The following is a 23,996-nucleotide window of genomic DNA, read 5'->3' as shown; positions in this document are numbered from 1 at the left end:
CGTTGCATAGACCCTCCTTCAATTCCTGTAACAGTTGCAGGGTCATTTGTGAAAACCATACGCCAGGACCAGCATGGAGATCAGGCCCAGGGCGAAACAGCCGAAATGAAGGGCTGCAACGCGCAGACTGGGATGTGCCTTGATTTCCGGGACAAGATCTGAGGCTGCTATGTAAAGGAAGTTTCCGGCTCCGAATAAAACCAGTCCGCTTACCGAAAAGCGCTGAGAGAACAGGTAGGCAAGCAGAGCTCCCAGAGGGAAGGTCAATGCGGAAATCACGTTCCAGAGCAGCGCCCGCCATCGGTTCCAGCCGCCATGCACCAATATGGCGAAATCACCGAGTTCCTGAGGTACCTCATGAGCGGCGGCTGCAAACCATGCAGTAATCCCGGCTTTGGGATCCATGAGAAACGTGCTGGCGATCCCGATTCCGCCGAGAAAGTTGTGCAAGGCATCCCCGAGGAGAACCAGATACGTCATGGGCTCATAATCAGTGGCCGCACTGTCATGCGAGTGATGCCAGTGGAGAAACTGTTCCACGAGAAGGAACGTCGTAAAGCCTGCAACGAGCCATACCGCCGCATCAAGGGGGACTAATGTCTTTATCCCTTCGGGAACCATGTGGAAGAAGGCGCCGCCCAGCAGCGTTCCCGCGGCAAGTGCAACCATGGGCAGAAGAAATCGCTGCAGCACTGCAGGCGGCAAGATAACAGAGATGCCGCCGATCATGGCAATGGCGCTCATCAGCAGACCGCCGACAATAATCCAGAGAAGAGTGTTCATTGAAGTGTCCTGATGCGCAACAAAACGCGTACGCCGGAAAAACGAAAAGCCTTGTTGATCAAACCCGTTTGCTTCAGATTAATCCACTTTCGTTGCTGCTGCAACCACAAAGGCACATTGGCCGTGCCCTGTCCGGAGAGGTTCGATCTTGCAAATCTTGTGGAGAGGGCGTGCGAGTGTCTGACCCCAGTCGTCAATCAAAAAACCGGTTTTTGCAAGAAAAAGCCCCACCTCATCCGCAGAATAAAACGTGGCCTCGCGGTAAAAGACGCTTTCGTTCTGGTGAACCAGGTATTCCTGTCCCAGGAAGCTCTCCCGGTCAATGAAACCGATTGTCAGGCGGCCGCCCGGCTTGAGTATTCGATGAGCCTCCGCGAGCGCCTCCATTGGGGAATCGACGAAGCAGATGGTCGTCACCAGCAAGGCGTAATCAAAGGTATCTGCTGCGAAAGGCAGGTTCTCGGCAACGCCTTCCACGGTCTCGATACCGCGTGATGCGGCATATGCCAGCATTGCCGGGGAGGGGTCCAGACCCAGCGGCACACCCAGAGGGGCGGCGAAGCGGCCGCTGCCGACGCCGATCTCGATCCCCCTGCCTTTCCAGGGAACGAAAGGGCGCAAGGCAAGCAGCTCGGAGATGTAAACGGCCTCATGCTTTTCAAACCACGCTTCATAGCGCCGATGGTGAGTCTCGAAAGGAACGATTTTAGGCACCGGACATGACCTCGCGCAAAGCATCTATGAACCGGCGGTTGTCTTCCGGCAGCGCCGTGGTAATGCGCATATATCCCGGACCGAGTACAGGATCGTTAAGCGGCTTAATCAGGATGTTGCGGCTGCGAAGCTGATCGGCAATCCTGGATGCGTCATGAGGTGAGAAGTCCGCCAGAAAGAAATAGGTTTCAGTCGGAAAAGTGCGCACGCCCAGGGTTCGCAATTGTACGGCGAGTTCCTCTGTCCAGAGGCGCAACTGGGAAGCCCGTTCCTGAATGCGTTCTTCATTTTGGAGTGTGGCTATGGCTGCCGCCTGGCTGGGGCGGGCAAGCGGATAGGCATCGTTACGGTTGTTCAAGTCATCGGCGACAGCCTCGGGAAATATGCCGTAACCTACTCGGAAACCTGCAAGACTGTGCGCCTTGGAGAGGGTGCGGGTGACAAGCAGATTGGGATACTTCGGAACCAGGTGCGTGACGGATTTTCCGGCCAGGCCGATGAACGCCTCGTCAATAAGGAACATTGTCTTCGGGTGGCGGCTTAACAGCTCGGGCAAGGAGGCCATGTCGAAAACGCCCCCATTGGGGTTGTTTGGATTTACGATAACGGTTAGTGTGGTTCCCTCGGGAATCACTACGTCGGCCAGGTCATATGCGAAATCTTTTTCAGGAGAAAGTCGTGTTTCTGTATAATGCCGCGCGATTTCGGGGAAGAGGACATAGGTCGGAGTCAGCAGGTGGACCTGCTGACCGAAACGGTCAAAGAGCTGTCGGAGGATGAGCTCGGAGCCGGCATTAATGTGAATGAGTCGTTCTGAAATGCCGAGCTGTTCGCTGATGAGCGAGCGCAAAGGTGCTGAATAAGGTTCCGTGTAGTAATTGCTTCGCGGCAACTCGGACCGGGCTGCCGCGATGGCTTGGTCAATCGGCGGCAACGGGTTTTCGCAAAGGAGGAGTTTGATGCCTTGGAACGTTCCCCCGCCTTTTTCTGTTATGTGGCTCATGACGGCCTCCTGGAAACAAATTGGGCTGACTATTTACTTTGTTGTATTTACTCCTTTTTTAATCTTCGTGAATAGAGGCATCGAGAAGTTCTCCCGCATCCATCACGGTCAGGCAATTTTCCAATCCTTCCGCCTTGATGGCATCCTCCAGCATTTTGGCGCACTGGGGGCAGGAGACGATCAGAAGCTCCGCGCCCGTTTCCCGGGCTTGCCGGACCCGGATCCGATTCGGACTGTCCGCATCTCCGCCCAGGATGTCCGTGAAGAAATTCCCCCCACCGCCGCCGCAGCACAGGGCATTTTCACGATTCTGATCCATTTCCACCAGCTCGATTCCGGGAATCGCCCGAAGAATTTTCCTGGGGGCTTTGTATTCTCCCCCGTGCCTTCCCAGGTAGCAGGCATCATGAAAGGTTGCTTTGGCGGCAAACGCTTTCGGCTTCAGTTTCCCGGATTCGATCAGGTCCACGAGCACCTGGGAATAATGCCGGACCTCAATGTCTCCGCCGAATTCCGGATAATCCTTTGTAAAGGCATTGAAGGCGTGAGGATCCAGAGTGATGATTTTTTTTACTCCTCTTTCCCGGAAAAGGGCGATGTTGATTTCCGCGAGAAATTGAAACAGACCGGCCTCGCCCAGGACCCGCACCTCGTTGCCGTCGCAGGGTTCCTGTTCTCCCAGGATTCCGAAGGAAACGCCGGCTTTCGAGAGCAACCGGCTCACCGCCTGCGCCATCTTTCTCCCCCGTTCATCATAGGACCCGACACAACCGACATAGAATAGGTATTCCTGACCGTTGTAACTTTCGACGGGCAGATTTTCCGCCCAGGCGGCCCGTTCCGCTGCCGGCAGATTGTAAGGGTTGCCGTGGATGGAGATGGCCTTGAAGTAATCTCTGACAGCCGGTGGAATCCGTCCGCTGTTGACCATTTCTTCCCGGGCGGCGATAAAGATGTTGACCAGATCCTCCCGGAAGGTAAAGGCGCAGTGTTCGACACAGCTTCCACAGGTGGCGCAGGAATAGAGAATTTCCTGAAACCGTTCGCTGTTTTCGATCTCTCCAGTGAGCCAGGCGCGGATCAGCCACATCCGGCCCCCCGGGGCAAAGGTGTCGAAACGGTATTTCCGGTAGGAGGGACAGTTGAAATTTTCGTAGTCGCTGGTGAATTTGCAGTAGCCGCAGCGAAAACAGCGATGGGCGATATCGGCGTATTTCATTCAGCAACCTCCCAGTTTCCGGGATTCATGATCCCCTGCGGGTCCAGATTCTCCTTGATCATCTTCATGAGTTTTGCGGTTTGCGGGTCCATCTTCGCCAGGGCGATCCGCTGTTCATCCAGCGTCGGTTTCCAGAAAAGGCCGCCGATGGAAAGGGCATATTCGCTCGCTTCATGGAGCGCCTTCCGCGTCCGCTCCATCATGTCCACGTCCGCCCGGTTGAATGTAAAGGAAAAGGCGAACATCATGGCGTGTCCTCTGCCGATGACCCTGGCCGTCGCGTGATACTTGAGATCATACTTTACCGCAAGTTCATCGAGCTTCCGGGAACACTGGGGGTAGCGGTCGATGGGAATGATCGGTCCGGAGTATTCGAAACCGCCCCCCCTGGTTACGTCCGCGAATGTCGTGGCGCTGCGCTGGGGCATGTCCAGGAGGGTTTTCCTCATCCCTTCGCCGATGGTCATAAACCCGCCGTCCTTGTTGCGAATGAATCCGTCAAGGGCATGGAAAATTTTCTTCTTTTTGAAATCCAGCTCTTCAAGATCCTCTCCGGTAAAGTAGACGACGATGTGGTGATTGTCTTTGAATATAAGGGGCAGGGGTTGGGCGAAGATGTTGATGTCCTCCGCCATCTCCGTATGGGTGATCTCGTAGAGGATCCCGGGAACGAAGTCAGGGCTGTCGGTGATGAAGATTTCCACATCCCGCATTTTTTTCCGTGGATAAAGCTTGAGGCCCACCTTGGTGAGAATTCCCGTCGCGCCGAACCAGCCGAGGAAAAGGCCGGAGAGATCGGGCAGGGGAGGACCCTTGGAAAACCAGTCGTCGGACAGGGCGCAGGAACCGATCCGGCAGAGCTCTCCCGAAGGAAGGACGACCTCCAGGCCGGAAACCATGTCGGAGTTGAAGCCGTACTGCTGGGTCAACCGCCCCTGGCCGTGGATCATGACATTGGCGGCAATGGTGGTCGTTGCGGGCGAGTCCGGGATGCTGAACCGCAGACGGGGATAATATCGATTCAGATGGGCGTGAAGCGCCCCGGTGGATGTTCCGCCTTCGACAACGGCATACCGGGCGGTTTCGTTGACTTTCAGGATTCTGTCCATGCGCTTCATGTCGACGACGATGCCGCCCTTCTGCGGAATGACAAGACCGCTCAGGGACATCCCGGCTCCCATGGGAACCACGGGGATGTCTTCCCGGCCGGCGAATCTGACAATCGCCTGAATTTCCTCGACGGTTCGGGGAAGAACGACATAATCCGGCTGATGGGCGGGCATCAGCCCCGAGTCTCTTCCATAGAACCAGCGCTCTTCCGCCTGCCAGGAAACATAAGTCTTTCCGACGATTTCAGCAAGTTCTTGCGTGATGTTTTCCATTTTCATGACTCCATATCCGGTTTCTCGCCGATGGCCATCCGGCACAGATCGATCATGTGAAGAGGTTTGATCCCCCGCGAGGCGACCAGGGCGCTCAGGGCGTTCATGCACCCATGGCAGTTGAAGATGCAGGCTTCAGCGCCGCTTTGCTGCATGTCGTCCAGATTACGGGTCTGGACGTCCTTCATCAGGTCGTATCCGTACATGGCCCGGAAGATGCTGCCGCAGCACAGGGCGTTTTCGTCCTGATAGGTTCTCGGCATCAGCGTCACGCCGATCAAATCCATGATTTTCGGCACATAGAGGTAACTGTCCCCGCAGAGGCGGTTGGAGCAGGGCCTCTGGTAGGCCACCTTCATATTCAAAGGACGGATCAGATCCTTCAAGGCGGTCAGGCGATTGTAAAGGTATTCGAAGTAGTGCACGGTTTTGAAGGGAATTTCCATCCCGTAGGCGGGGGCGAGGGAGGTGAAGGCGGCATAGCACTCATCATGGAGAAAGATGACCTCTTCGACTCCCAGTTTGCGGATATTTTCGATCACGACGGGAAGCCGTTCCTTGAAAATCTTCGTGTTGGCGAAATGGATATAAACGACGTTGCAGAAAAATTCCTGCCCGAAAAACCAGGACGGTAGAACGTCCTCAAAGAGTTTCCCTTTGGCGATATCCTTAAGTTGCGGCATGAAGCCAAAGGAAAGGGCGATCTTACCGATCTCGCCCAGTTGAACTTTCCCTTTGGGTTCCCCGATATGAATCCATTGGCGGGTAATCGCGCGGGGGGCCGTGAGGATGCCTTTATCTTCCCGCCGCTCGTTGATCAGGTAAAAGGGATGCTTGCCCCGCCTGCAGTATTCTTCACAGGAATAGCAGGTGACACAGTTTTGAAGCACAGGGGAATCTTCGCCCCGGTAGATTTTGACCATCTCTTCTCTGGCTGAATTTCTGTCAAAATCCATATACTGGCATTTGACCAGACAGTCGCCGTCCGGACAGGTCAGGCAACGGTTTTCATCGAATTTAAGTTTAAACATTTCGACCTCCTTTCAAAGGTCAATTTCTTTTATGTATTATTCCCGAACGGAACCTTCAATCCAGGCGCTTGAGCTTCTCCGGATAAGATTTGGCGAGGTCCACATAGAGCTGCTTGCCCCAGGTCCAGAACTCCTTGTGTCGGGGCTGGACGTCTCCCATCACCTTCCATGGAACTCCGGCAACGAATTTTTCCGCCTCGATCCGTGTGTTGCTGGGCAGAACTGTTCCTTCGCCGACGATGGCCCATTTCCCAACAACCACGTTCAGGCTGAGCACCGCCCCCATGCCGATCACGGCAAAATCATCGATCAGGTCGCCGTGGAGAATCGCCCCATGGCCGACGGTAACCCGTTCCCCAAGGACACTCAACCCCTCCGGCCGGATATGAATCACGGCATTTTCCTCGATGGCGGTTCCTGCGCCGAGTCGAATACTGCCGTAATCTCCCCGGAGGATCGCTCCATGGCCGATATAGCATCCGTCTCCGATCTCGACATCCCCGATCACCCGGGCGGAATCGCTGACATAAACGTCCCTGCCGATTCTGGGTATCCGGTCGCCGTACTGATAAAGCGCCATACGTGAAATTCCTCCTCTGCCTGGTCAGATCATGATGTCATTCCGATTCCACATCGAAGTGAACCTTTCACCGTCTTCGCTATCGGCTTCTCTCTGGTTGTCTTATGACCGCTGGAGTCGCCTCTGTCTTGGCGTCTTGATATCATCTTTGATCTGGAATTGGAATGACATGCAGGGCGGCCGCCCTGTAAAAACCAGCGCGGCCGTCATTGTAATTTCTGCGTGTTTATTCTGCAGATTTTCTGGATTCCAGATCCTCCAGACGCTTCTTGATGAGGTTCAGCTCCGATTGCAGGGCATCTGCCTCATTCTTGAGCATCTGTTTTTCAAGATTTGGATCCGGTGCCTGATACGGAGCGGAATAACCTTCAGGCCGCAGCCAGCCCCCGAAACCTGAAGCGAAAAACCGGCCACACCAGCCTCGACCGCCGCCCCGGAATCCGCGGCCTCGGCCAAAGCCCATTCCCAACCCATATGCAGGTGGGGCGCTTACGTAACCCGGCTTGCAGAATCCGAGTCCACGCCCTGTCATTGGACCCAATCCCATGGGCCCTGTACCATCACCTCTTGGCATGATTTTGCCCTCCTCTATTCATAATTATCTTTGTTTTTCTTCCTTTTATTCTGTTTCAACCTATTCTCTGGCCATTGCGGCGCCACACTTGGGACATTTCTGCTGAACACAGGGCAACCCTATTTGATGAGGTTCCTTGTGGCCGCATTCGGGGCACACACAGTAGCCGCCCGGTCCGGCAGCAAGAGGACCACCTCTGCGACCCAATCCACGGCCGCCTCGTCCTCGACCCGCTCCGCCACCCGTTCCCAAGGGTCCTGTTCCGTCTCCTCTTGGCATAACTGCCTCCTCCTCTCTGAGAAGATTATTTTTCTGTTTTCCGGACGCGCCGGTTCATTTCATTTTTCTCAGCAGCTTTTATTTTCAAAGTTCTGCACGTCCTTCTGTCATTATAAAAAGGCATTTCTTGTGCCAATGTTGTTAAACTGAATGAATACAGTTAACTGGTTGTTAATATGGGGTATTATTAATAAAAAGAGATGGGGAGGCGAAATGCATCAGTGCTTATATGCTATAAAGAATGACAAATAAAGTTGCAAAAACGCTACTCTATTTTGCTCAACCGGGATGGCCGGCCCTTTCAGGAAAGAGGATTCCCGCAGGTGGGACAGGTTATGCTCGGGGAAATTTACCAGGTCTTGAGGTTTTCAAGAATCTCTTCAAGATGTACCGCATCGGTCCTTTGCACGTTTACCCCGGCATTGCTGAATACATAAGAGGGGCCTTTGTGGGAAAGATCCTCGGTCATAAAAATCTGATCGATTTTCTGCTCAACGAGCCATTCCGCCACACGAATGCCTTTAGCCGTTTCAATTTCTTTGTGCGGATTTTCAATAATATCCTGCTGCACGATGGAACGATCCGCAGGGCGGAACGTCAGGATGGCAAAGAAAGGAGATTCACCGAAATGTCGACTGATGACACCAGCGGGATCAGACAGGGGGACAGCAAAGCGGATGTGGGAATGAGATTGGGGTTCATAATGAATCATAATGCGTTCCACATGGGGAATCTTTTCCCTGATGCTTTGCTCCAGATCTTCGCTGATCCGGTGGGCTTTTTTGAGATCGCCCGTCCGCAGGATGACACTGGCTTCAAGAAAGCGGAAACGGCCTGCGTTACGACCTGAAAGTGATCGGATATTTACCACCATGGGATGGTTTTTCAGGATGCTTCTCGCCTCGTCCAGGGTTTCGAAATCGAGAGAGGCATCCAGCAGCACCCGCATCCCGTTCGAAAGCAATTCCCATCCGGCGAAGGCAATGAAGATCAGGACCGCACATGCAGCGATCGAATCGATTGAAAGACCGAACAGGGAAACGTGGTATCCGAAATACTCCGGAAGGACGGATATCAACACGACGCTGGAAGACAGGACATCCACCTGACGATGCCGACCTTCCGCGATCAGGGTGGGCGATTCCGTTTTCCTCCCGGTCAGGATCGCATACCGGCCGAACAGGAAAGTTGCCGCCACACTGACCAGAAGCAGGACAACAATATCCAGGGAAATCCGTGGTGATGAAACGCTCTGTTTGAATAACTTCAGCGCGATCTCAAGGCCGGCGAAAAAGATCGACAGTGCGACAAAGACGGATAGAACATTTTCGATTTTGTAAAGCCCTTCTGGAAAGGAAGGCGTTTTTCTCGTCGAAAGCTTAAGGCCCCCATAGAGGACGAGTGACGCTGCGGAATCGGTTGCGGAATCGATGGCGCCTGCGGTGACGGCAAGGCTGTCGGACCAGAATGCAAGAACGCCTTTCATGGCCGCGAGACCGAGATTCAAAAGGAAGGCGTAAAGGGCGACCTTGCCGATCAATTCCGCTTCCTGGTCGAGGCGTTTTTCCGGCCGGTGTGCAGATTGATTTTCGCTGCCGACCCCGAGCGTTTTCATTTGTCCTGTTTGTTTCCCGGCGCCCCGGAAGGCGATTTTCCCCCCGTTGCGGTATAGAAATTTCGTCCTCCGGAGATGGTGGAGCGCACCGTTCCGATGGCTATCAGAGCGTTGAGACGTTTAAGGGCTTCCGCTATATGGATGCCAAGACCTTCGGCAACATCTTCGGAAGTGCAGGGGCGTCTGCGAAGCAGAGCCAGGACATCTTCTTCCCTGCTTTCAGAAAAAGCGGATATTTCTGAATGTTCCTGACTTTCCTCACTGATTACATCCACCGGACAGGGAAAGAACTCCCTCAAAGACAGCAGAATGTCCTGCGAAACGGGAAAGGCGAATTCCTCAGCGGGTGGACGGCAGACGGTATTCAGTTGAACGCAGGCCGGCGCGATGCGCGCCACAAGGTCAGCAATTTTTTTTACATGAGAGGGCATGCTCGTGACGCCCTCGAGCAGCAGGATTTCAAGCCACACCTGTCCGGGAAAACGCCGCGTAAAATCGACCAGACCGTCAACCAGCCGGTCAAAGGAAATGTTCTCATGGGGGCGGTTAACATACCGGAACAGTTGTTCATCACCGGCATCCAGGGAGGGGATGACCAGATCGGCTGCCATCAGGTCATCCTGAACCTCCTTCGTCCACAGGAGTGAGCCGTTGGTCAGGACGGCCACCTGGATATCCGTCAGATCCTTGATCCGTAGAATCAGGTTTCCGATCCGGCTGTTCAACGTCGGTTCCCCGGAGCCCGCGAAGGTGATGTAATTCGGATTATCTTCCTCAGCCAGCTTGCGTTTCACTTCGTCCAGAACATCCGCGGCGGAAACGTATTCCTTCCTCTCCACCGTCTTGATCGTGGTCCGGCCCAGTTGGCAGTAAACGCAGTCAAAGGTGCAGACCTTGAAGGGAACGAGATCGACACCCAGTGAACGGCCAAGGCGCCGCGATGGAACAGGACCGTAAACATAGCGAAAACCCTTTTCACTCATCACTCTCTCCCGCAGGAAGAATCGCCGCAGCGTTCTTCCCGGCCGCAGCAGGTCCGGCCTGTTCGTTCGAGGGAGCACCCCCCTTCACTCCGGCTTGCCTGATCAGGTCCGGACCCTTTGAACAGAAATCCTGCCCCGCCGCTGATCAACCGTCGGACCTTGCCCCGGCATTCGGGGCATTCCGTGAGCGGGTCCTCCGAAATGGCCTGCTGACGTTCAAACCTCAACCCGCACATTTCACATTCGTATTCGTAAGTCAGCATGGTTTCGATCCTTTCATCATTTTTGACAGCCTCGCTTTCCTAACTTTCTGGCTTCTTTTTCGTCCACCTCGTCCTGCCAGCCGTTGCGGGTCGTCTTAACGAAGTCGAATTTGGCCGTGTAGGGTTTGATGTCCAGCAGCGGTGTGCCGTCCAGGATGTCCATTCCGTCGAGATAAAGAACATTTCCTTCGCGATGGAGAAGTTCAAGAATGCTCAACCCGATGGCATTGGGACGGCAGGGCGCACGGGTCGCAAAAATTCCCCTGATGGCGTTCTGTAAAAAGGGTTTGACGAGCATCTGTGACGGCTCTACCCGGTGGAGATGATAAATCAGGTACAAATGGGAGAACCCTTCCAGGTCACGCAATCCCTCTGCGAATTCCGGGAATATTTCCGCCTGTCCTCTGCATCCCCGGGCATATGCCGGCTGGATCGGTGTTTGTTCCGCAACAACATGTTCGCTGTGAATCACGCCGATGGGCCTGTAGATAATTAAAGTTTCCTCCATATCCGAGTTCCTCGACTGTTCGATGTTCTGGTTGCTTTTTTCTAAATGTCCTGTGCCGCCATCGACTGCGGCAGATCAAAACAGTGCAAGATAGGATTTTCGACTGAACCTCTGGATTTCCCTTGTTCCAAAACCATGGCGGATGGCTTTGAGCACTTTTTCCTTTTCAAGGGGTACCGTGCCGGCCAGCATGTGCACGGGAAGGTGCGAAAAGACTTCCCCGATCATGGGCGTGCTGGGACCGAGCATGACGGTTTTCACCCCCTTGCCTGCATGCCGAAGGATATCTTCCGTCGTTGAATTCAGAATCGAAGTGGAGGTTATAAACGCCACCTGAGCCCAGTTTTCCAGCCTGTCATAAAAATCAGCCTGGTGTCCGATTTTTTTGGAAATATCGATGACCTCCAGAAGAGCCCCCATTTTTCCAAGCATTCCGGCTATGGGAGCAAAATATCCGACCATGGCTACGCGTGTTTTTTCTCCGATGCCGAAACTTTCAAAAAGAGCCCTGTTTTCCTTATCTTCCGGCAGGGAAAGGGCATATTCATAGTTGAGGGCATTGACAAGCGCGAGAGCCATGGTCCTTTCGAGAGGGTGAGTGCTTTTGATCTTTTCCAGAAGCTCCACTGCGGGTCTGCCCTCGAAATCATAATAGCTGTTCATAAAACTGCAGCTTTCCTTCGCGCCGAAACAGGTATAGGCGATTCCAATGCCCCCGTCCGAGGTGGTCACAGCCGTATAACCGAGACCCAGATTCAAGTATTCAACGGTGACGTCCCTGCCTCGATTTTCAAAAAACCGGTAAATTTTCTCATCTAATTCCATCATTGGAAACCTCAATACAGGAAAAGCAAGAGTGGTTAAAAACTTGAAGGAAATGGACGGCGCCCTTTTTATGTATGCCGCCGTCGGGCGTGATCTTGAATTTACACTTCTTCAGCGGTATCGATCACGCCGCCTTCCTCTACGGTAAGAAAGCGATTTACAAAGGCTTCCCGGAGCAGGCGAACGGCCGGTTCTCCCGTACAGTGCGTCGGCGCAACCCGCGAAACGCCGAACATCAAAAGGGCGTCGATCGCCGCTGCAATTTCTTCCTCCGGGCTGTTCATCAGATGAAAGCCGCCCATCAGCAGGGTGAGGGGTTCGGCAAACCGGTTCCGCACATGCTGAAGAATCGGGAAGAGACCCGGGTGCGCGCATCCCGTCAGAACGGAAAGCCGAGACTGCTCGCGAATGACCAGAAACTGCTCCCATAGGGGATTTCCATTCCAGCTTCCCGCCAGTTCTCCCGAAAGAAAGACGTCTTTTTCGATTTCGAGCCAATCGTCCACTTCCACCACCGGCAGTTTCATTCCCCCGATCCAGGCCTTTACCGAGGGTTCCGTGTGGGGGCAGATATAAACAGTTGCCGCCGGCCTCTGCTCCGCAAATTTTTCCAGACCGGAGACATGATCCCAGTGCTCGTGGGAGAGAACGACATGCCGGATGCGGGAAACGTCTTCAGCCATGCTGCAGAGATTTTCCCAGAACAGGTCGGACAGGCCGAACGTATCAAGAAGTACGGATTCACCGATGAGAAAAGAAAGCCCCCACCGTTTCTCTCTTCGCTCCCGAGGAGTTGAACCCGTTGCAACGATGCGAATCTGCATACCGATACCTGTACCCTTTCCTTAGCTGTTATTCCAGTTCCATATCCAAAAACTCTCTGATGAAACAGTTGAGACTGTCCGGATCAGTCCACTTCACATCGCCGGTCAGGCATCCGGTTCCACGGATTTTCGTCGATCCTCGCCGACTTGCCGTATCTCCCGGCCTGTGTCCCGCGGAATGGTTTTCTACCGGAATGAATCAAGACATCAATCCCTTGATCCGCTTCAGGGTCTGGATCAGCCGTTCCGCATCCTCTGCGCCGGGTTGCTTCGGTAATTGAGCCATGATGCCGAGCCCCTCGGAAGCCTCATGAAATTCCTCCTGAGAAAGGGTGCTGACTACGGCGCAATTGATCATGGGGTTGATTTTGAGAAGCCGCGCCGAGAAATCCAGCGCCGTCATATCTCCCAGGTCTTCATCCGCGACAACGAGATCGACAGCCTTTCCGGACAGCCTTGCCAGGGCCTGTTCTCCGGATGCGGAGATCTCCAGTTCAATATCGTCCTGTCCACCTAACGCCGCCGACAGACCGCTTAACGAATCGTCATCCCGGCTCACCAATAATAACTTGAGCATAATAGTCCTCTGATCAGTATGAACGCAGTATTTACAAAAAGCACAGGGCCTGTGGCGCTAAGCGATCTCATCTCTTCGCCATATGCCCTGCACCCTTCTTTGGCTCCTCTTGAAGAAGTTAATTTTTTTACCAATTTCCTTCTACATTGGCCTGATCCGCGAAAGTCAGCTTCCCGTCAAGGAACGATCTAACCGCTTCTCTGATAGTGCCGGAGGCGTCATTGGCTACTTTTATCCCGCCGGCCGTCAAGGTCTTAAAGGCATTTGGACCGCAAAAACCGGTAAGCAGAACCTCCGCGCCTTTGCTGTGTATGTTGGCCGCGGCCTGGATTCCCGCCCCTTTAAGCGAATTGACATTCGCCTTGTTGTCAAGAACATCGAAACTCCAGGTGTCCGAATCCACGATAAGAATATAGGCGGCCCTGCCGAAGCGAGGGTCAACCGGTGAATCTAGTTCCCTGCCCTGGGATGTCACGGCAATTTTCATCATCCGTCTCCCTTCGATCAGCGTCCGCCACCGCCGCAGACCTGGTCATCCTCGATCTGGGGAAGTCTTCCCGCGATAAGGTCTTCAACAACAGGTCTGATCTCCGGCCGTGTCACGTCATAATACACATCGATTCCGACCTGCCGGAAACCCATCAGAGGCCTCAACCCGATGCCGCCGACAACCAGCGCGTTGACATTATGCTGGGCCAGCAGATTGACCGGGACCATGCAGCCTCCCTGAACATGGCTCTGGTTTGCAATCGTCGTTACGTTTTCAATTTCGCCATCCTTGACATCCACCAGGGTAAAGACATCACAATGACCAAAATGGCCTGACCTGTGACCATCCAGACCGCCGGTTTCCATTGACGGAACAGCTATTCTTCCATCCTTCATTTTAAATATCCTCCTCGATTCAAAATTATATATTGTTATCTTTAAAAAATTTACAATTACCGCAAGAAGTAATCCTTTTTTCTTCTCCGGTTCAGATCAAGGCTGGTGCGCAGAGAATCACAGGCACTTCGATCTGTTCGGAACCGCAAACTCATTAATGCAAAATTTCCCGATCTTCAAGAGGGTTCGGTCAGCGGGGGCAAAGGCGGATTCGTCATCACGGGATCTTGCAAGCGCATCATGTCATGTCTATAGAGCATTTCTTGTGCCGTTATGACCGGCGATGCGAAATTATGATGTATATAATTGTTTTGTTTAGAAAAATATATGAAAAAATATTTAAGAAAAATCAGGACGGATTTTAGGGTGTTTGCAATAATGCAATTGTGTGTGGGCAATAATGCAATGTTGCAATATTATTTCAACGATCTTTTTCGAAGGACATAGGACATAAATTACTTATGGCGTCCATCCTGTTCTGGAAGCTCAATATTCAGTCTCCTGAGCTTTCGCCAGAGGGTCGTGGGATGTATGCCCAATTGGGCTGCGGTGCGTTTTCTGTTCCAATTGTTTTCGGCCAGTGCGTTATAAAGGAATTCTCTTTCATGACCCTTCAATGAAATCTGCTTTTGTTTCGGGAGAAATGATTTTTGACTGCCATGGTCTAAACTCTGGATCAGGTAATCGGGGAGATGCTCGATGCCGATGAGACTGTTTTTACAGACGACCATCGCGTATTCGATCATATTTTCCAGTTCCCGGATATTGCCGGGATAGTCATATGCCATAAGGATTGCCAGGGCCTCGGGTTGGAGTCCCAGAATGTCCGTCCCCTTGCGCCGGTTTAATTTTCGGATGAAGTGTTCCGATAAGAGAGGAATATCCTCTTTACGATCCCTCAAGGGAGGAAGAAGAAGTTTGACCACATTGATTCTGTAGTAGAAATCTTCACGAAAAATCCCTTCTTTTACAAGCTTCTCCAGATCCTTATTGGTTGCCGCAATGATCCGGACGTCGACTTTTTCCGATTTCGTCCCTCCAAGAGGTTCAAAAACCTTCTCCTGGAGGACGCGCAGGAGTCTGACCTGCATGGCCTGGGAGATATCACCGATCTCATCGAGAAAAAGCGTTCCGCCATGAGCCAGGGTTATACGTCCGGGCTTATCCCTTTTGGCGTCTGTAAAGGCTCCTGCTTTATAGCCGAAAAGCTCTGACTCAAGGAGATTGTCCGGCAGAGCGCCGCAGTTGATTGTTATGATGGGGCCATCCCTTCTTGAACTCTCGTAATGAATGGCCTTTGCAAACAGTTCCTTTCCTGTGCCGCTTTCGCCGACAAGAATGACGGTGGCATCGCTTTCGGACAATTGCTCCACAATATGGAAAAGACGATGCATCTCTTTGTTTTTGCTGATGATGTCATGAAAGGAGCGGCGGTTGTACAGTTCCTTGCGCAGATCTTCCACCAGACTGAGATCCCTGAATGTCTCGACCCCGCCGATCACCTGTTTTTCCCTGTTTTTAAGGAGGGCCGTGGAGATGCTTACGGGGATGCGCTCTCCCCTCGCATTCAGGATAAATATGGATTGGTTGACGACGGGCTGTCCGCTCTCGACGGTGTGCCTTAGAAAGCAATGGTTTTCACAGATGCCGGCCCTGAAAACCTCCCGGCATTGCTTCCCTATGGCCTCTTCCCTGGCTATGCCGGTTATCTTCTCCGCTGCGCGGTTGAAAGATGTGATTTTCCATTCAGAATCAACGGTAAAAACGCCATCTGCAATGCTGTCAAGAATGATCTGCGTCTGATCTTCAATATCTTTACTCATCTCAGGGGTTGATTTTGTCCTGTCCGCTCGGGAATTGATTCCCTGATTTCTCCCAGTTTCCGGTTTCTGGTTTATCCTGTATTCTGCTGATTGTCCGGATATCGATTAATTTCGGGCGGACGGACTTGCGGAATTCGGTTCGCTCCCAGTCAAGAATCTCCTGAATCCTCCCGTGGCAGTTTCCACAGCCGCCTCCCACTTTCGTGTAGTTGGTTACCTGTTCCACCGAAGTAAGACGGTTCTCCCTGACGGCTTTCTCGATTTCCCGATCCGTTACGCTGAAACATTCACAGATCATCTTTTCTTCTTTTGCGCCTGCCGGGCGCCCTCGATAACAGGCAATCGCTTTTTCAAGAACCTGTTCCCCGAGAACGGAACAGTGCATCTTTTGTTCAGGCAGTCCTCCAAGGGCGGCGGCAATGTCCTGATTCGTGATTTTTTCCGCCTGTTCGATCGTAAGGCCCACGACCATTTCCGTCAGGACCGACGCCGCGGCAATAGCGCTGGCACAGCCGAAACTCTTGAATTTCGCTTCTTTGATCCTTTTGTTTTCATCCAGTTTGAATGTAAGGCGGAGCGCGTCGCCACAGGCAAGGGAACCGACCTGACCAATACCGTCAGGATTTTCAACTTCCCCCACGTTGCGGGGATTCCAGAAATGCTCCCTGACCTTATCCGTATAATCCCACATGGTTCTATTTATTTATCTATGCCTTTCCGATTCTTGTCTTCTCTCTGGTCGATGCGTTTATCCCCTTGCCCTGTTTACATTTCGGCCGTATTCTCCCAGGCAACCTTTCCCCGCAGGGCTTCGGTGACTCTCTCCTGCTGATCCGCCGGAATCCGGAGACACACGCCGCAGTCGGAACTGATATGGCGGGGGACGGGGATCACCTTGTGGACGATTTCCCTCTCCTTGAGGATTTTTTCCGCCTTCATGACGTAGCTGACAGAAGGAAAAAGGTAAACGACGTAAGTGGTTTGTTCCTCCAAGGCTGCGTCATCCCGGCTGTTTTGGCCGTCATGCCGAGGGGGTGCCTCACGGAATGATGGTCTCAAAGGGTCGACATCCGGATTTTTGAGCGTATAAAAGGAAACAGCCTTCTGCAGGGTTGTTTCCGCCAGAACGGCGCAATGCATGTGCGTCTCCGGCAATTGTCCCACCCGCTCCAGGATTGATGCCGTATCGATGGTTCTGAGTTCCGGTACGGTCTTGCCGCGGGCAAGCATTCCCACCGTTTCCACGCACATCTTGCTTATTGCGCAGCCGTCGGTCCAGCAATGAACATCTTCCACCCTGGGTCCGTTGAATTTCAGGGCGATCTCCATGGTGTCTCCACAGGAGCCGGTCACTTTCGCGATGCCGTCCGGGTTCTCCATACGCGGATTCAGCAGGTAGTGAAGTCCGAACCAGGCAAGGGCCAGTGCCATCATTACCGAAGCCATTATCAGCAGGCCAGTGATCGTCATTTCCAATCCCATGTTGCATTTTTCCTATATGCCGCACGCGGGCCGCAGCGGATCGCTTCCCTGAAATTTCAGGAAAAAACGAAGACCGCTGCCGCCAGTACGGTTGTGTAATCCGTACCTTTCACGATGCTGGACTGGGTGACGTTTCTTGTGCCCACGATTTTTTCACTGATCTTGAAAATTTCCTTTTTTTCATCCCAACTTTCATCAACATTGAAATCGATGCCCAACGTCGAAGCCAGCATGGCAGCTGCGAGATCTTCCGCGTAATCTCCAGCCTGCTTTTCAGTCTGTCCGAAGGCATGATGTTCACTGATATAGCCATAGGTGGTTTTATCCGCCGGGATGGCGCAGCCGACCGAGGCTGCCAGCAGCCGCCTGGGTTCATTGCTGGCACAGCGGCTCATGACGCAATAGGTAATCGAACCGGGTTTCAGCAGGCGCAGGCCTTCAGTACGTGAAATCACCCGGCATCCCGGCGGCATGATGCTGGATACCTGTACGAGGTTGCATTTTTCTATTCCCGCGTCCCGCAGGGCCAGCTCAAAGGAATGCAGTTCCGCGCGATGAGTTCCGACGCCCTTTGTGAAGAAAATTTTATTCGGTAAAAACATTTTACCCTCTGCTCCTTATGCTGATTTCCGGAGCTTCAGCAGCGATTCGACGATCCGGCGGAACGCGGCGGCGGCCTCTGTGTTCTGATGGTGATAGATAAAGGGACGTCCCGCGTCCGAGGCTTCCACAATTTCAGGATCCAGGGGTATCCGTCCCAGGAAGGGAACATCCATCCGCTTGGCCATGGCCTCGCCGCCTCCCTGTTTGAACAGGTCGATCACTTTTGAACAGTGCGGACAGACCAGACCGCTCATGTTCTCAACAACGCCCAGAACGGGGATGTTCAGCTGACGGCAGAATGTGACGGATTTGCTGACGTCGATCGTCGAGACATCCTGGGGGGTGGTTACCACGACGGCGCCGTCCGCTTCCGGGATCGTCTGGGCCACGGTGAGCGGTTCGTCTCCCGTGCCGGGAGGGAAATCGATGACCAGGTAGTCCAGATCGCCCCATTCCACATCCCCAAGGAGCTGCTTGATCGCGCCGATTTTCAACGGCCCGCGCCATATCACCGCGTCATCCGGACGCTGCAGCAGAAATCCCAGAGACATGACCTTCATACCGCCTTCGATTGTGATGGGAAGCATCCCGTTTTCGGTGACCTCCGGCCTTCTCCCCTCAAGATGAAGGAGCGTGGGAACGCTGGGACCGTGAAAATCCACATCCAGAAGGCCCACCCGCATTCCTTCGAGGGCCAGAGCAATCGCCAGATTGACGGCGACGGTGCTTTTCCCGACCCCGCCCTTTCCCGAAAGAACCAGGATCTTGTGAGCGATGCGCTCCATGTTTCTTTTCAGCTTTTCATCTTCGCTGAGATTTGCCATCCCTTTATCCGACTGACCTCCCGCCATCGAGCAGCCTTCACCCTCCAGGGAATTTCCTGAATTACATGAACTGCATGAACCCATATCTTTTTTCTCCTTTTCGATTTATTGCCATACCTTTATTTACGCAAGCCGATTATCGATCCAGACTGATTTTATCCTGATCAGGGCTGTGTCTTTGCCGGCATCGCGATCAATTTTCAGAGACTGTCCGCCACAATTTCCGGATGTCTTCCGCTGCCCCTTCCTTTGAGAATTCCGCCATGCTTTTCCGGGCCACCATGGCCTGTGTGACAGCCGGATCATACCGGACTCGTCCCGCCAGTCGCGCGCCCCGTTCCAGGGCCAGTTCTTCAATCTGTCCGGCAACTTCCGGATTCAAATCCCACTTATTGACACAAACCAGCAGAGGAATCTGAAAGTGAGACGTCAATTCCGATACCCGAAGCAGGTCGTGCCTGCCCGAAACGGTCGGTTCGGTAACGGCAAGCACGAGATCCACTCCCGTAATAGAGGCGATCACCGGACAGCCGATGCCCGGCGATCCGTCGATGATCACAAGATCCAGCCCTTTTTCCTGAGCGACGTTGCGAGCCTTTTCGCGGACAAGTGCGACCAGCTTTCCGGAATTTCCCTGTCCGATGCCCAGTCCGGCGTGAACCATGGGACCATAATCTGTTGAAGAAATAAACATCCGCCCGTCGATGTGCGGTTCGAAATCGATGGCCTGCTCGGGACAGGCCCGCACACAGAGCTTGCATCCTTCGCACAGCAGTGGATTGACACAGGGTTTCTCCAATTCACCGGCATCTCTGCCCGCCTCGTTTTTTGAGGAAGAAATGGCTCCGAAACGGCACAACCCCATGCAGAGGCCGCAGCCGATACAGCGTTCGGGATCGATCCGCGCCTTTCCTCCTCCGCTGAAATCTTCCTGGTATTCAATTGTCGGGGCAAGGACCAGATGAAGATCCGCCGCGTCAACGTCGCAATCGGCCAGCACCTTCCGTTCCGCAAGAAAGGCAAAGCTTGCCACGATACTGGTTTTCCCCGTTCCACCTTTTCCGCTGATCACTACGATTTCTTTCATTGCGATACCGCTTCTCCGTGTATCCCTTCATTGCGTAAAACAGCGCCGGGTTCCGAACGGGATCTCCCGGCGCTGTTTCCGAGAAAGGAGCAATTTGAAACAGACAAAACACGCTTTCTTACGCTATAGAGCAACTTTCCAGCAGGGCCTGCCATCCCTGGAGGAACTTTTCCCGATATTCGGGGAGTTCCTCGATAATGGTTCTGCCGCGCGAATAAGCCTCCGCGATCCGCCGGTCATTGGGAATTTCAAGGATAATGGGGATGCGCTCATCGGAGCAGTAACGCCATAATTCCTTTTCTCCGAGATCGGAACGATTGATGGCCACGGCGCAGGGTATTCCAAGGAGCCGGACCATTCCGACGGCAAGCTTCAGGTCATAAAGGCCGAAAGGCGTGGGCTCCGTGACAAGCAGAACGCCATCCGTGTCCCTGACCGCGGCGATGACGGGGCAGGAAGTGCCCGGCGGGGCGTCGATAATCCCGATTTTTCCGTCAAGCCCGATTTTTTTGACCCTCTCGATGACTGCCGGCGACATGACCTCGCCCACATTCAACCTGCCTTCGATCAGGCGGATTTTTCCTTTTCTTCCCTTCCGAATCGTGCCGATCTCCCGTGGTATCTCGACAATGGCTTCTTCCGGGCAAAACCGGACACAGGCGCCGCAGGCGTGACAAAGTTCGGGAAAAACCAGGACGTTCTTCCCGAGAACGGCCAGAGCGTGATACTCGCAGACTTCGGCGCACACCCTGCACCCCGTGCACTTTTCCTCATCCACTTGAGGGATTGTTGTTTCTACAGCCGAAACAGAATCGAATTCCGGATGAAGAAAAAGGTGGACATTGGGTTCTTCCACATCACAGTCCAGCAGAGTGACCTCCTGACCGGCAGCTGCCAGAACCTGGGCAAAATTGACTGCCACCGTCGTTTTTCCCGTTCCCCCTTTTCCACTTGCTATAGCGATTTTCAATGTTCAGACCGTTCCTTTACCTATTTTGTTCTCGAAATATGGCATTTTCTGCAGAAAGGGACCTTTCTGCCTGAATTAAACCCGATGACCTTTAACCGTGGCTTTGGTTGCTTCGGAAAAATCGCCGGTCTTCCATCCCTGAAGAACATCCTCCACGGTTTTTCGATTCTTGTCGAAGAGCACGATTCTGATTCCGGCAGCCTGAAGCGTCCGAAAAGCATTGGGTCCCACATTTCCCGTCAATACCACGCCGGCTCCCAGGTCGGCAACCGTTTGCGCGGCATTGATGCCGGCCCCATGCGCTGTCTGAACATTCTGAGCATTTTCAATTGCTTCCAAGCGGCCTGTATCCTCATCATAAATAATGAACCATTTGGCCCTTCCGAAGCTCATGTCCGGTTGACTGTTCTGTTCCTTTCCTTGAGACGTAATCGCTATTTTCATCTCTGATCTTTCCTTTCCCCTCTGTTGCGGCAGCGCGCCTGCAATCCTCTGCACAAGCGGCCATTCGGCAGGATACGCCTCCCAGGCAGAAAAAAACGCCTATCTGCGAGACCTTTTCGGAGCCAGGCATCAAACACCTCCGCCGCATTTCCCCGCACAAAGGGAATGATGTCGATTCCCGATGCTTCGATCATTCGCTGCAGCGGGCACGAAATCGCCCCGCAGATCAGGAGATTTACGCCAAGAGATCTCAACTGGTTTGCCCTGTCGATCATTGTTCTGCCGGTACAGCGCAACCGTTCCTCTCTGTACACACCTTTTTCCCCGATCTCGATAACGAGCAGGCAATCCGCGTCATCAAAAACCAGAGCTATGTCCTGCCCGCAAACCGGAATGGCTGATTTCATATTTTCCACTCCCTGACAGCCATATAAATCATGAAGCGTGCCAGATGCAGGAAACCGTTTTTAAAATACAATATTTTGTGATCTCAATAAGATAAGTTATAAAAAGAAAAAATAGTTGGAAAATATAGTCGCGATAATGCAATCATAAGTTGAAATCATCATCGCATTACTGCAAATAATTTTCTTTCCATCCGATCATGACGCTGGCGGGCAATGGGCAGCAGGATTTGCGCGTCCTCTTTTTCCCATTCATGGTTGATATCTTAAATCGGATTTAATTTACTGCATCGGGTTGGGGTTGATTGGAAACATCCGGAGATTTCACAGGCAAATCCGGGCAGGCCGTTCGGGACGGAGCGCGCAGCTTTTTTTAGTGGCAGGCGTAAACAGTCAAGTTGAGGAGCAGGGCAAATACCTAACATGTTGATGGAACTTGTGTTCGCACTTTTTATCGGTTTTGCAGCAGCGGAGATCTTCGCTCTCGTTCGATGGCGGGGAATGTGGAGGCTGGCGGCGCTGATGCCCGTGTTCATTGTAAGCGCCATCGTTATCTGGATCGTTATCGAGCCGGCCCGGCATTATCTGCTGGCGTTCGAGTTGATGGTCTGGAGCTTTCTGGGAATCGTCTTACTCGCGGTGCTGGCCGGCATCCGCCGGGTAATTGCGGCTGCGCAGCGTCGGCGCGCCCGATGATGGAAGCCTGGTAAAAACAATCGAATATGGAGAGAAGGATGCTCCGGGTCTCTTTGTAAGGCATCATGATTTTTCCTGAGTTTTGTCGGGTGAGCGAATGCCCAGAGCCTTCAGCTTCCGGAAAAGGGTGCTTTTGTGAATCCCGAGTTCCCGGGCGGTCCGGCTTTTGTTCCAGGCGTTCCTCCGGAGAACGTTGGTCAGAAATATTGCTTCCATATCCCGGAAGGACATGGATTCCCACGCCGGGATCTCAGCGGCGCCGGAGATCCCGCAAACCGGGTCAGGCAGGTGGATCCGGTCGATCATCCCGGATTTGCAGAGGATGAAGGCACGTTCGATAATGTTCTCCAGCTCCCGGATGTTGCCGGGATATGTATAGGTCATCAGGCAGGCCAGGGCTTCATCGGTCACCCCGGCGATCTCCTTGTTCTGAAGAACGTTGAAATGTCCGATGAAGTGATCGACCAGCAGGGGAATGTCCTCCATTCTTTCCCGTAGGGGGGGGAGTTCCAGCCTGACGATGTTGATCCGGTAATAGAGATCCTCCCGGAATTTGCCTTCCCTGACCAGGTCCGGGAGTTTTTTGTTTGTTGCCGCGATTATCCGGACATCGTGCCGGACACTTTCCACGGATCCCAGGGGTTCATAGGTCTTTTCCTGGAGGACGCGAAGCAGCCGGACCTGCATGGCCGGCGAGACGTCTCCGATTTCATCGAGGAAAAGGGTGCCTTTCTCCGCCAGTTTGAAGCGGCCCGGCTTGTCCTTCCGCGCATCCGTGAAGGCGCCGGCCTTGTACCCGAACAGTTCCGATTCCAGAAGCGTATCCGGCAGGGCGCCGCAATTGACTGCAACAAAGGGTCTGCTTTTCCGCGTACTGAGGTTGTGAATGGCCCTGGCGACGAGTTCCTTTCCCGTGCCGCTCTCACCCTCGATGAGAACCGTGCTGGTGCTGTTTGCTATATCCGGAAGAATGCTGAAGAGTTCATGCATCCGGTGATTCCGGGAGATGATGTCCTCGAAGGAATAGCGTGCTTCGATCTTCTTTCGAAGCTGCTCTTCCAGACTGAGATCCCGAAATGTTTCCACGGCGCCGATAATCCGGTCGTCTTCGTCGCGCAGCAGCGCCGTGGAGATGCTGATGGGCAGCCGCCGGCCTTCGGCATTGACGATGTAGACCGTGCGGTTGACCACCGGTTTTCCCGTTTCCATGGTTTTCTTCAGAAGGCAGCCGCGGTCGCAGATCTCGGCCTTGAGTACATCCTTGCAGCGCTGTCCCACGGCATCCTCGCGGGAAACGCCGGTAATCTTCTCCGCCGCGCGATTGAAGGACGTGATGCGCCACCGGTCGTCCACGGAAAAAACCCCGTCCGCGATGGAATCAAGAATGGTGTCCCTTTCCCGGGGGGCGGTCTTTTCTCTCTGTTTGCTCATTGCTTTTCTCTGCAGTCTTTGTATAAGAATCAGCAGTTCGGTTCATTAATGGCCGCTTTAAAAGGTGCTTATCAGAAAAAAGTTCAATTGAATAGATATTACTGGCCTTGTGACGTTCAGGAACCGAATTTTCAAGTTCTCACGACTATTGACCCGGGAAAGAGAGCAGAAGAGGGACAAGCGGAGA

Annotated in this window: 29 protein-coding genes; 1 reads left to right on the top strand and 28 read right to left on the bottom strand. The window is 53.3% G+C overall.

The annotated features are described in order from the left end of the window. Positions 1 to 42: 42 nt before the first annotated feature. From SYN_RS12080 to SYN_RS15425, 27 genes are all read right to left on the bottom strand, one after another. Positions 43 to 783, bottom strand: a complete 741-nt coding sequence (locus SYN_RS12080) for a ZIP family metal transporter (protein ID WP_011418452.1) — start codon at positions 781 to 783, stop codon at positions 43 to 45. A 78-nt stretch (positions 784 to 861) separates the two neighbouring features. Further along, positions 862 to 1,497 carry a class I SAM-dependent methyltransferase gene (locus tag SYN_RS12075; protein ID WP_041585077.1) on the bottom strand — a complete coding sequence of 212 codons (636 nt, stop codon included), beginning with the start codon at positions 1,495 to 1,497 and terminating at the stop codon, positions 862 to 864. After that, complete coding sequence (locus SYN_RS12070; protein WP_011418450.1) at positions 1,490 to 2,500, bottom strand: pyridoxal phosphate-dependent aminotransferase; 1,011 nt, start codon at positions 2,498 to 2,500, stop codon at positions 1,490 to 1,492. The genes SYN_RS12075 and SYN_RS12070 overlap by 8 nt, the downstream gene beginning before the upstream one ends. Before the next feature lie 58 nt (positions 2,501 to 2,558). Continuing rightward, positions 2,559 to 3,719: a (Fe-S)-binding protein gene (locus tag SYN_RS12065; protein WP_011418448.1), complete on the bottom strand. Its 1,161-nt coding sequence runs from the start codon at positions 3,717 to 3,719 to the stop codon at positions 2,559 to 2,561. After that, positions 3,716 to 5,101, bottom strand: a complete 1,386-nt coding sequence (locus SYN_RS12060) for an FAD-binding oxidoreductase (RefSeq protein ID WP_041585076.1) — start codon at positions 5,099 to 5,101, stop codon at positions 3,716 to 3,718. The genes SYN_RS12065 and SYN_RS12060 overlap by 4 nt, the downstream gene beginning before the upstream one ends. 2 nt (positions 5,102 to 5,103) lie before the next feature. Beyond that, entirely contained in the window at positions 5,104 to 6,132 is a 1,029-nt protein-coding gene (locus tag SYN_RS12055) for a heterodisulfide reductase-related iron-sulfur binding cluster (RefSeq protein WP_011418446.1), read from the bottom strand. Between the two features lie 55 nt (positions 6,133 to 6,187). Beyond that, complete coding sequence (locus SYN_RS12050; RefSeq protein ID WP_011418445.1) at positions 6,188 to 6,712, bottom strand: gamma carbonic anhydrase family protein; 525 nt, start codon at positions 6,710 to 6,712, stop codon at positions 6,188 to 6,190. A 226-nt stretch (positions 6,713 to 6,938) separates the two neighbouring features. Then, complete coding sequence (locus tag SYN_RS12045; protein WP_011418444.1) at positions 6,939 to 7,286, bottom strand: DUF5320 domain-containing protein; 348 nt, start codon at positions 7,284 to 7,286, stop codon at positions 6,939 to 6,941. 60 nt (positions 7,287 to 7,346) lie between these two features. Next, positions 7,347 to 7,565: a cytoplasmic protein gene (locus SYN_RS15890; protein ID WP_011418443.1), complete on the bottom strand. Its 219-nt coding sequence runs from the start codon at positions 7,563 to 7,565 to the stop codon at positions 7,347 to 7,349. A gap of 349 nt (positions 7,566 to 7,914) precedes the next feature. Beyond that, positions 7,915 to 9,180, bottom strand: a complete 1,266-nt coding sequence (locus SYN_RS12040; RefSeq protein WP_011418442.1) for a cation diffusion facilitator family transporter — start codon at positions 9,178 to 9,180, stop codon at positions 7,915 to 7,917. After that, entirely contained in the window at positions 9,177 to 10,163 is a 987-nt protein-coding gene (locus SYN_RS12035; RefSeq protein ID WP_041585075.1) for a radical SAM protein, read from the bottom strand. Before SYN_RS12035 ends, SYN_RS12040 begins: the two co-directional genes overlap by 4 nt. Continuing rightward, a complete protein-coding gene (locus SYN_RS12030; RefSeq protein ID WP_011418440.1) occupies positions 10,163 to 10,426 on the bottom strand; it encodes an FmdB family zinc ribbon protein in 264 nt (87 codons plus the stop codon). Before SYN_RS12030 ends, SYN_RS12035 begins: the two co-directional genes overlap by 1 nt. A gap of 16 nt (positions 10,427 to 10,442) precedes the next feature. After that, positions 10,443 to 10,934 carry a tRNA (N6-threonylcarbamoyladenosine(37)-N6)-methyltransferase TrmO gene (gene tsaA / locus SYN_RS12025; protein WP_011418439.1) on the bottom strand — a complete coding sequence of 164 codons (492 nt, stop codon included), beginning with the start codon at positions 10,932 to 10,934 and terminating at the stop codon, positions 10,443 to 10,445. 75 nt (positions 10,935 to 11,009) lie between these two features. Continuing rightward, the gene (locus SYN_RS12020) at positions 11,010 to 11,762 is read right to left on the bottom strand and encodes a DUF364 domain-containing protein (RefSeq protein ID WP_202943565.1); all 753 of its coding nucleotides are present in this window, start codon (positions 11,760 to 11,762) and stop codon (positions 11,010 to 11,012) included. Positions 11,763 to 11,860: 98 nt separating this feature from the next. Continuing rightward, entirely contained in the window at positions 11,861 to 12,583 is a 723-nt protein-coding gene (locus SYN_RS15435; RefSeq protein ID WP_011418437.1) for an MBL fold metallo-hydrolase, read from the bottom strand. 199 nt (positions 12,584 to 12,782) lie between these two features. Then, positions 12,783 to 13,160: a response regulator gene (locus SYN_RS12010; RefSeq protein ID WP_011418436.1), complete on the bottom strand. Its 378-nt coding sequence runs from the start codon at positions 13,158 to 13,160 to the stop codon at positions 12,783 to 12,785. A gap of 127 nt (positions 13,161 to 13,287) precedes the next feature. Next, entirely contained in the window at positions 13,288 to 13,647 is a 360-nt protein-coding gene (locus SYN_RS12005) for a NifB/NifX family molybdenum-iron cluster-binding protein (protein ID WP_041585074.1), read from the bottom strand. Between the two features lie 17 nt (positions 13,648 to 13,664). Then, a complete protein-coding gene (locus tag SYN_RS12000) occupies positions 13,665 to 14,045 on the bottom strand; it encodes a NifB/NifX family molybdenum-iron cluster-binding protein (RefSeq protein WP_011418434.1) in 381 nt (126 codons plus the stop codon). 455 nt (positions 14,046 to 14,500) lie between these two features. Next, the gene (locus SYN_RS11995) at positions 14,501 to 15,868 is read right to left on the bottom strand and encodes a sigma-54 interaction domain-containing protein (RefSeq protein WP_011418433.1); all 1,368 of its coding nucleotides are present in this window, start codon (positions 15,866 to 15,868) and stop codon (positions 14,501 to 14,503) included. A gap of 1 nt (position 15,869) precedes the next feature. Continuing rightward, positions 15,870 to 16,559, bottom strand: a complete 690-nt coding sequence (locus SYN_RS11990; protein WP_011418432.1) for an iron-sulfur cluster assembly scaffold protein — start codon at positions 16,557 to 16,559, stop codon at positions 15,870 to 15,872. A 74-nt stretch (positions 16,560 to 16,633) separates the two neighbouring features. Further along, the gene (locus SYN_RS16610; RefSeq protein ID WP_011418431.1) at positions 16,634 to 17,350 is read right to left on the bottom strand and encodes a putative Se/S carrier-like protein; all 717 of its coding nucleotides are present in this window, start codon (positions 17,348 to 17,350) and stop codon (positions 16,634 to 16,636) included. 56 nt (positions 17,351 to 17,406) lie between these two features. Then, a complete protein-coding gene (locus tag SYN_RS11980; protein ID WP_011418430.1) occupies positions 17,407 to 17,952 on the bottom strand; it encodes a pyruvoyl-dependent arginine decarboxylase in 546 nt (181 codons plus the stop codon). Between the two features lie 15 nt (positions 17,953 to 17,967). Then, a complete protein-coding gene (locus tag SYN_RS11975) occupies positions 17,968 to 18,861 on the bottom strand; it encodes an Mrp/NBP35 family ATP-binding protein (protein ID WP_011418429.1) in 894 nt (297 codons plus the stop codon). Positions 18,862 to 18,970: 109 nt separating this feature from the next. Next, a complete protein-coding gene (locus SYN_RS11970; protein ID WP_011418428.1) occupies positions 18,971 to 19,864 on the bottom strand; it encodes an ATP-binding protein in 894 nt (297 codons plus the stop codon). A 118-nt stretch (positions 19,865 to 19,982) separates the two neighbouring features. Next, a complete protein-coding gene (locus SYN_RS11965) occupies positions 19,983 to 20,834 on the bottom strand; it encodes an ATP-binding protein (RefSeq protein WP_011418427.1) in 852 nt (283 codons plus the stop codon). Between the two features lie 75 nt (positions 20,835 to 20,909). Beyond that, positions 20,910 to 21,278 (bottom strand): NifB/NifX family molybdenum-iron cluster-binding protein, encoded by a 369-nt coding sequence (locus tag SYN_RS11960; RefSeq protein ID WP_011418426.1) that lies wholly within the window; start codon positions 21,276 to 21,278, stop codon positions 20,910 to 20,912. Then, positions 21,275 to 21,685, bottom strand: a complete 411-nt coding sequence (locus SYN_RS15425) for a NifB/NifX family molybdenum-iron cluster-binding protein (RefSeq protein WP_049749990.1) — start codon at positions 21,683 to 21,685, stop codon at positions 21,275 to 21,277. Before SYN_RS15425 ends, SYN_RS11960 begins: the two co-directional genes overlap by 4 nt. Before the next feature lie 420 nt (positions 21,686 to 22,105). On the opposite strand from SYN_RS15425, the gene SYN_RS11945 reads away from it, so the two are divergent. Then, entirely contained in the window at positions 22,106 to 22,378 is a 273-nt protein-coding gene (locus tag SYN_RS11945; protein WP_011418424.1) for a hypothetical protein, read from the top strand. 63 nt (positions 22,379 to 22,441) lie between these two features. Here the strand turns inward: SYN_RS11945 and SYN_RS11940 are convergent, their stop codons facing one another. Then, on the bottom strand, positions 22,442 to 23,809 hold the full coding sequence (locus SYN_RS11940) for a sigma-54 interaction domain-containing protein (protein WP_011418423.1): 1,368 nt from the start codon (positions 23,807 to 23,809) through the stop codon (positions 22,442 to 22,444). Positions 23,810 to 23,996 lie beyond the last annotated feature (187 nt).

It is taken from the genome of Syntrophus aciditrophicus SB (assembly GCF_000013405.1).
Classification (GTDB): domain Bacteria; phylum Desulfobacterota; class Syntrophia; order Syntrophales; family Syntrophaceae; genus Syntrophus; species Syntrophus aciditrophicus.
This window is presented reverse-complemented; position numbering and strand designations above follow the sequence as displayed.

Coding starts and splice junctions, on each gene's coding strand:
- SYN_RS12080 (WP_011418452.1), bottom strand. CDS start 783: ATGAACACTCTTCTCTGGATTATTGTCGGCGGTCTGCTGATGAGCGCC.
- SYN_RS12070 (WP_011418450.1), bottom strand. CDS start 2,500: ATGAGCCACATAACAGAAAAAGGCGGGGGAACGTTCCAAGGCATCAAA.
- SYN_RS12065 (WP_011418448.1), bottom strand. CDS start 3,719: ATGAAATACGCCGATATCGCCCATCGCTGTTTTCGCTGCGGCTACTGC.
- SYN_RS12060 (WP_041585076.1), bottom strand. CDS start 5,101: ATGGAAAACATCACGCAAGAACTTGCTGAAATCGTCGGAAAGACTTAT.
- SYN_RS12055 (WP_011418446.1), bottom strand. CDS start 6,132: ATGTTTAAACTTAAATTCGATGAAAACCGTTGCCTGACCTGTCCGGAC.
- SYN_RS12050 (WP_011418445.1), bottom strand. CDS start 6,712: ATGGCGCTTTATCAGTACGGCGACCGGATACCCAGAATCGGCAGGGAC.
- SYN_RS12045 (WP_011418444.1), bottom strand. CDS start 7,286: ATGCCAAGAGGTGATGGTACAGGGCCCATGGGATTGGGTCCAATGACA.
- SYN_RS15890 (WP_011418443.1), bottom strand. CDS start 7,565: ATGCCAAGAGGAGACGGAACAGGACCCTTGGGAACGGGTGGCGGAGCG.
- SYN_RS12040 (WP_011418442.1), bottom strand. CDS start 9,180: ATGAAAACGCTCGGGGTCGGCAGCGAAAATCAATCTGCACACCGGCCG.
- SYN_RS12035 (WP_041585075.1), bottom strand. CDS start 10,163: ATGAGTGAAAAGGGTTTTCGCTATGTTTACGGTCCTGTTCCATCGCGG.
- SYN_RS12030 (WP_011418440.1), bottom strand. CDS start 10,426: ATGCTGACTTACGAATACGAATGTGAAATGTGCGGGTTGAGGTTTGAA.
- tsaA (WP_011418439.1), bottom strand. CDS start 10,934: ATGGAGGAAACTTTAATTATCTACAGGCCCATCGGCGTGATTCACAGC.
- SYN_RS12020 (WP_202943565.1), bottom strand. CDS start 11,762: ATGATGGAATTAGATGAGAAAATTTACCGGTTTTTTGAAAATCGAGGC.
- SYN_RS15435 (WP_011418437.1), bottom strand. CDS start 12,583: ATGCAGATTCGCATCGTTGCAACGGGTTCAACTCCTCGGGAGCGAAGA.
- SYN_RS12010 (WP_011418436.1), bottom strand. CDS start 13,160: ATGCTCAAGTTATTATTGGTGAGCCGGGATGACGATTCGTTAAGCGGT.
- SYN_RS12005 (WP_041585074.1), bottom strand. CDS start 13,647: ATGAAAATTGCCGTGACATCCCAGGGCAGGGAACTAGATTCACCGGTT.
- SYN_RS12000 (WP_011418434.1), bottom strand. CDS start 14,045: ATGAAGGATGGAAGAATAGCTGTTCCGTCAATGGAAACCGGCGGTCTG.
- SYN_RS11995 (WP_011418433.1), bottom strand. CDS start 15,868: ATGAGTAAAGATATTGAAGATCAGACGCAGATCATTCTTGACAGCATT.
- SYN_RS11990 (WP_011418432.1), bottom strand. CDS start 16,559: ATGTGGGATTATACGGATAAGGTCAGGGAGCATTTCTGGAATCCCCGC.
- SYN_RS16610 (WP_011418431.1), bottom strand. CDS start 17,350: ATGGGATTGGAAATGACGATCACTGGCCTGCTGATAATGGCTTCGGTA.
- SYN_RS11980 (WP_011418430.1), bottom strand. CDS start 17,952: ATGTTTTTACCGAATAAAATTTTCTTCACAAAGGGCGTCGGAACTCAT.
- SYN_RS11975 (WP_011418429.1), bottom strand. CDS start 18,861: ATGGGTTCATGCAGTTCATGTAATTCAGGAAATTCCCTGGAGGGTGAA.
- SYN_RS11970 (WP_011418428.1), bottom strand. CDS start 19,864: ATGAAAGAAATCGTAGTGATCAGCGGAAAAGGTGGAACGGGGAAAACC.
- SYN_RS11960 (WP_011418426.1), bottom strand. CDS start 21,278: ATGAAAATAGCGATTACGTCTCAAGGAAAGGAACAGAACAGTCAACCG.
- SYN_RS15425 (WP_049749990.1), bottom strand. CDS start 21,685: ATGAAATCAGCCATTCCGGTTTGCGGGCAGGACATAGCTCTGGTTTTT.
- SYN_RS11945 (WP_011418424.1), top strand. CDS start 22,106: ATGTTGATGGAACTTGTGTTCGCACTTTTTATCGGTTTTGCAGCAGCG.
- SYN_RS11940 (WP_011418423.1), bottom strand. CDS start 23,809: ATGAGCAAACAGAGAGAAAAGACCGCCCCCCGGGAAAGGGACACCATT.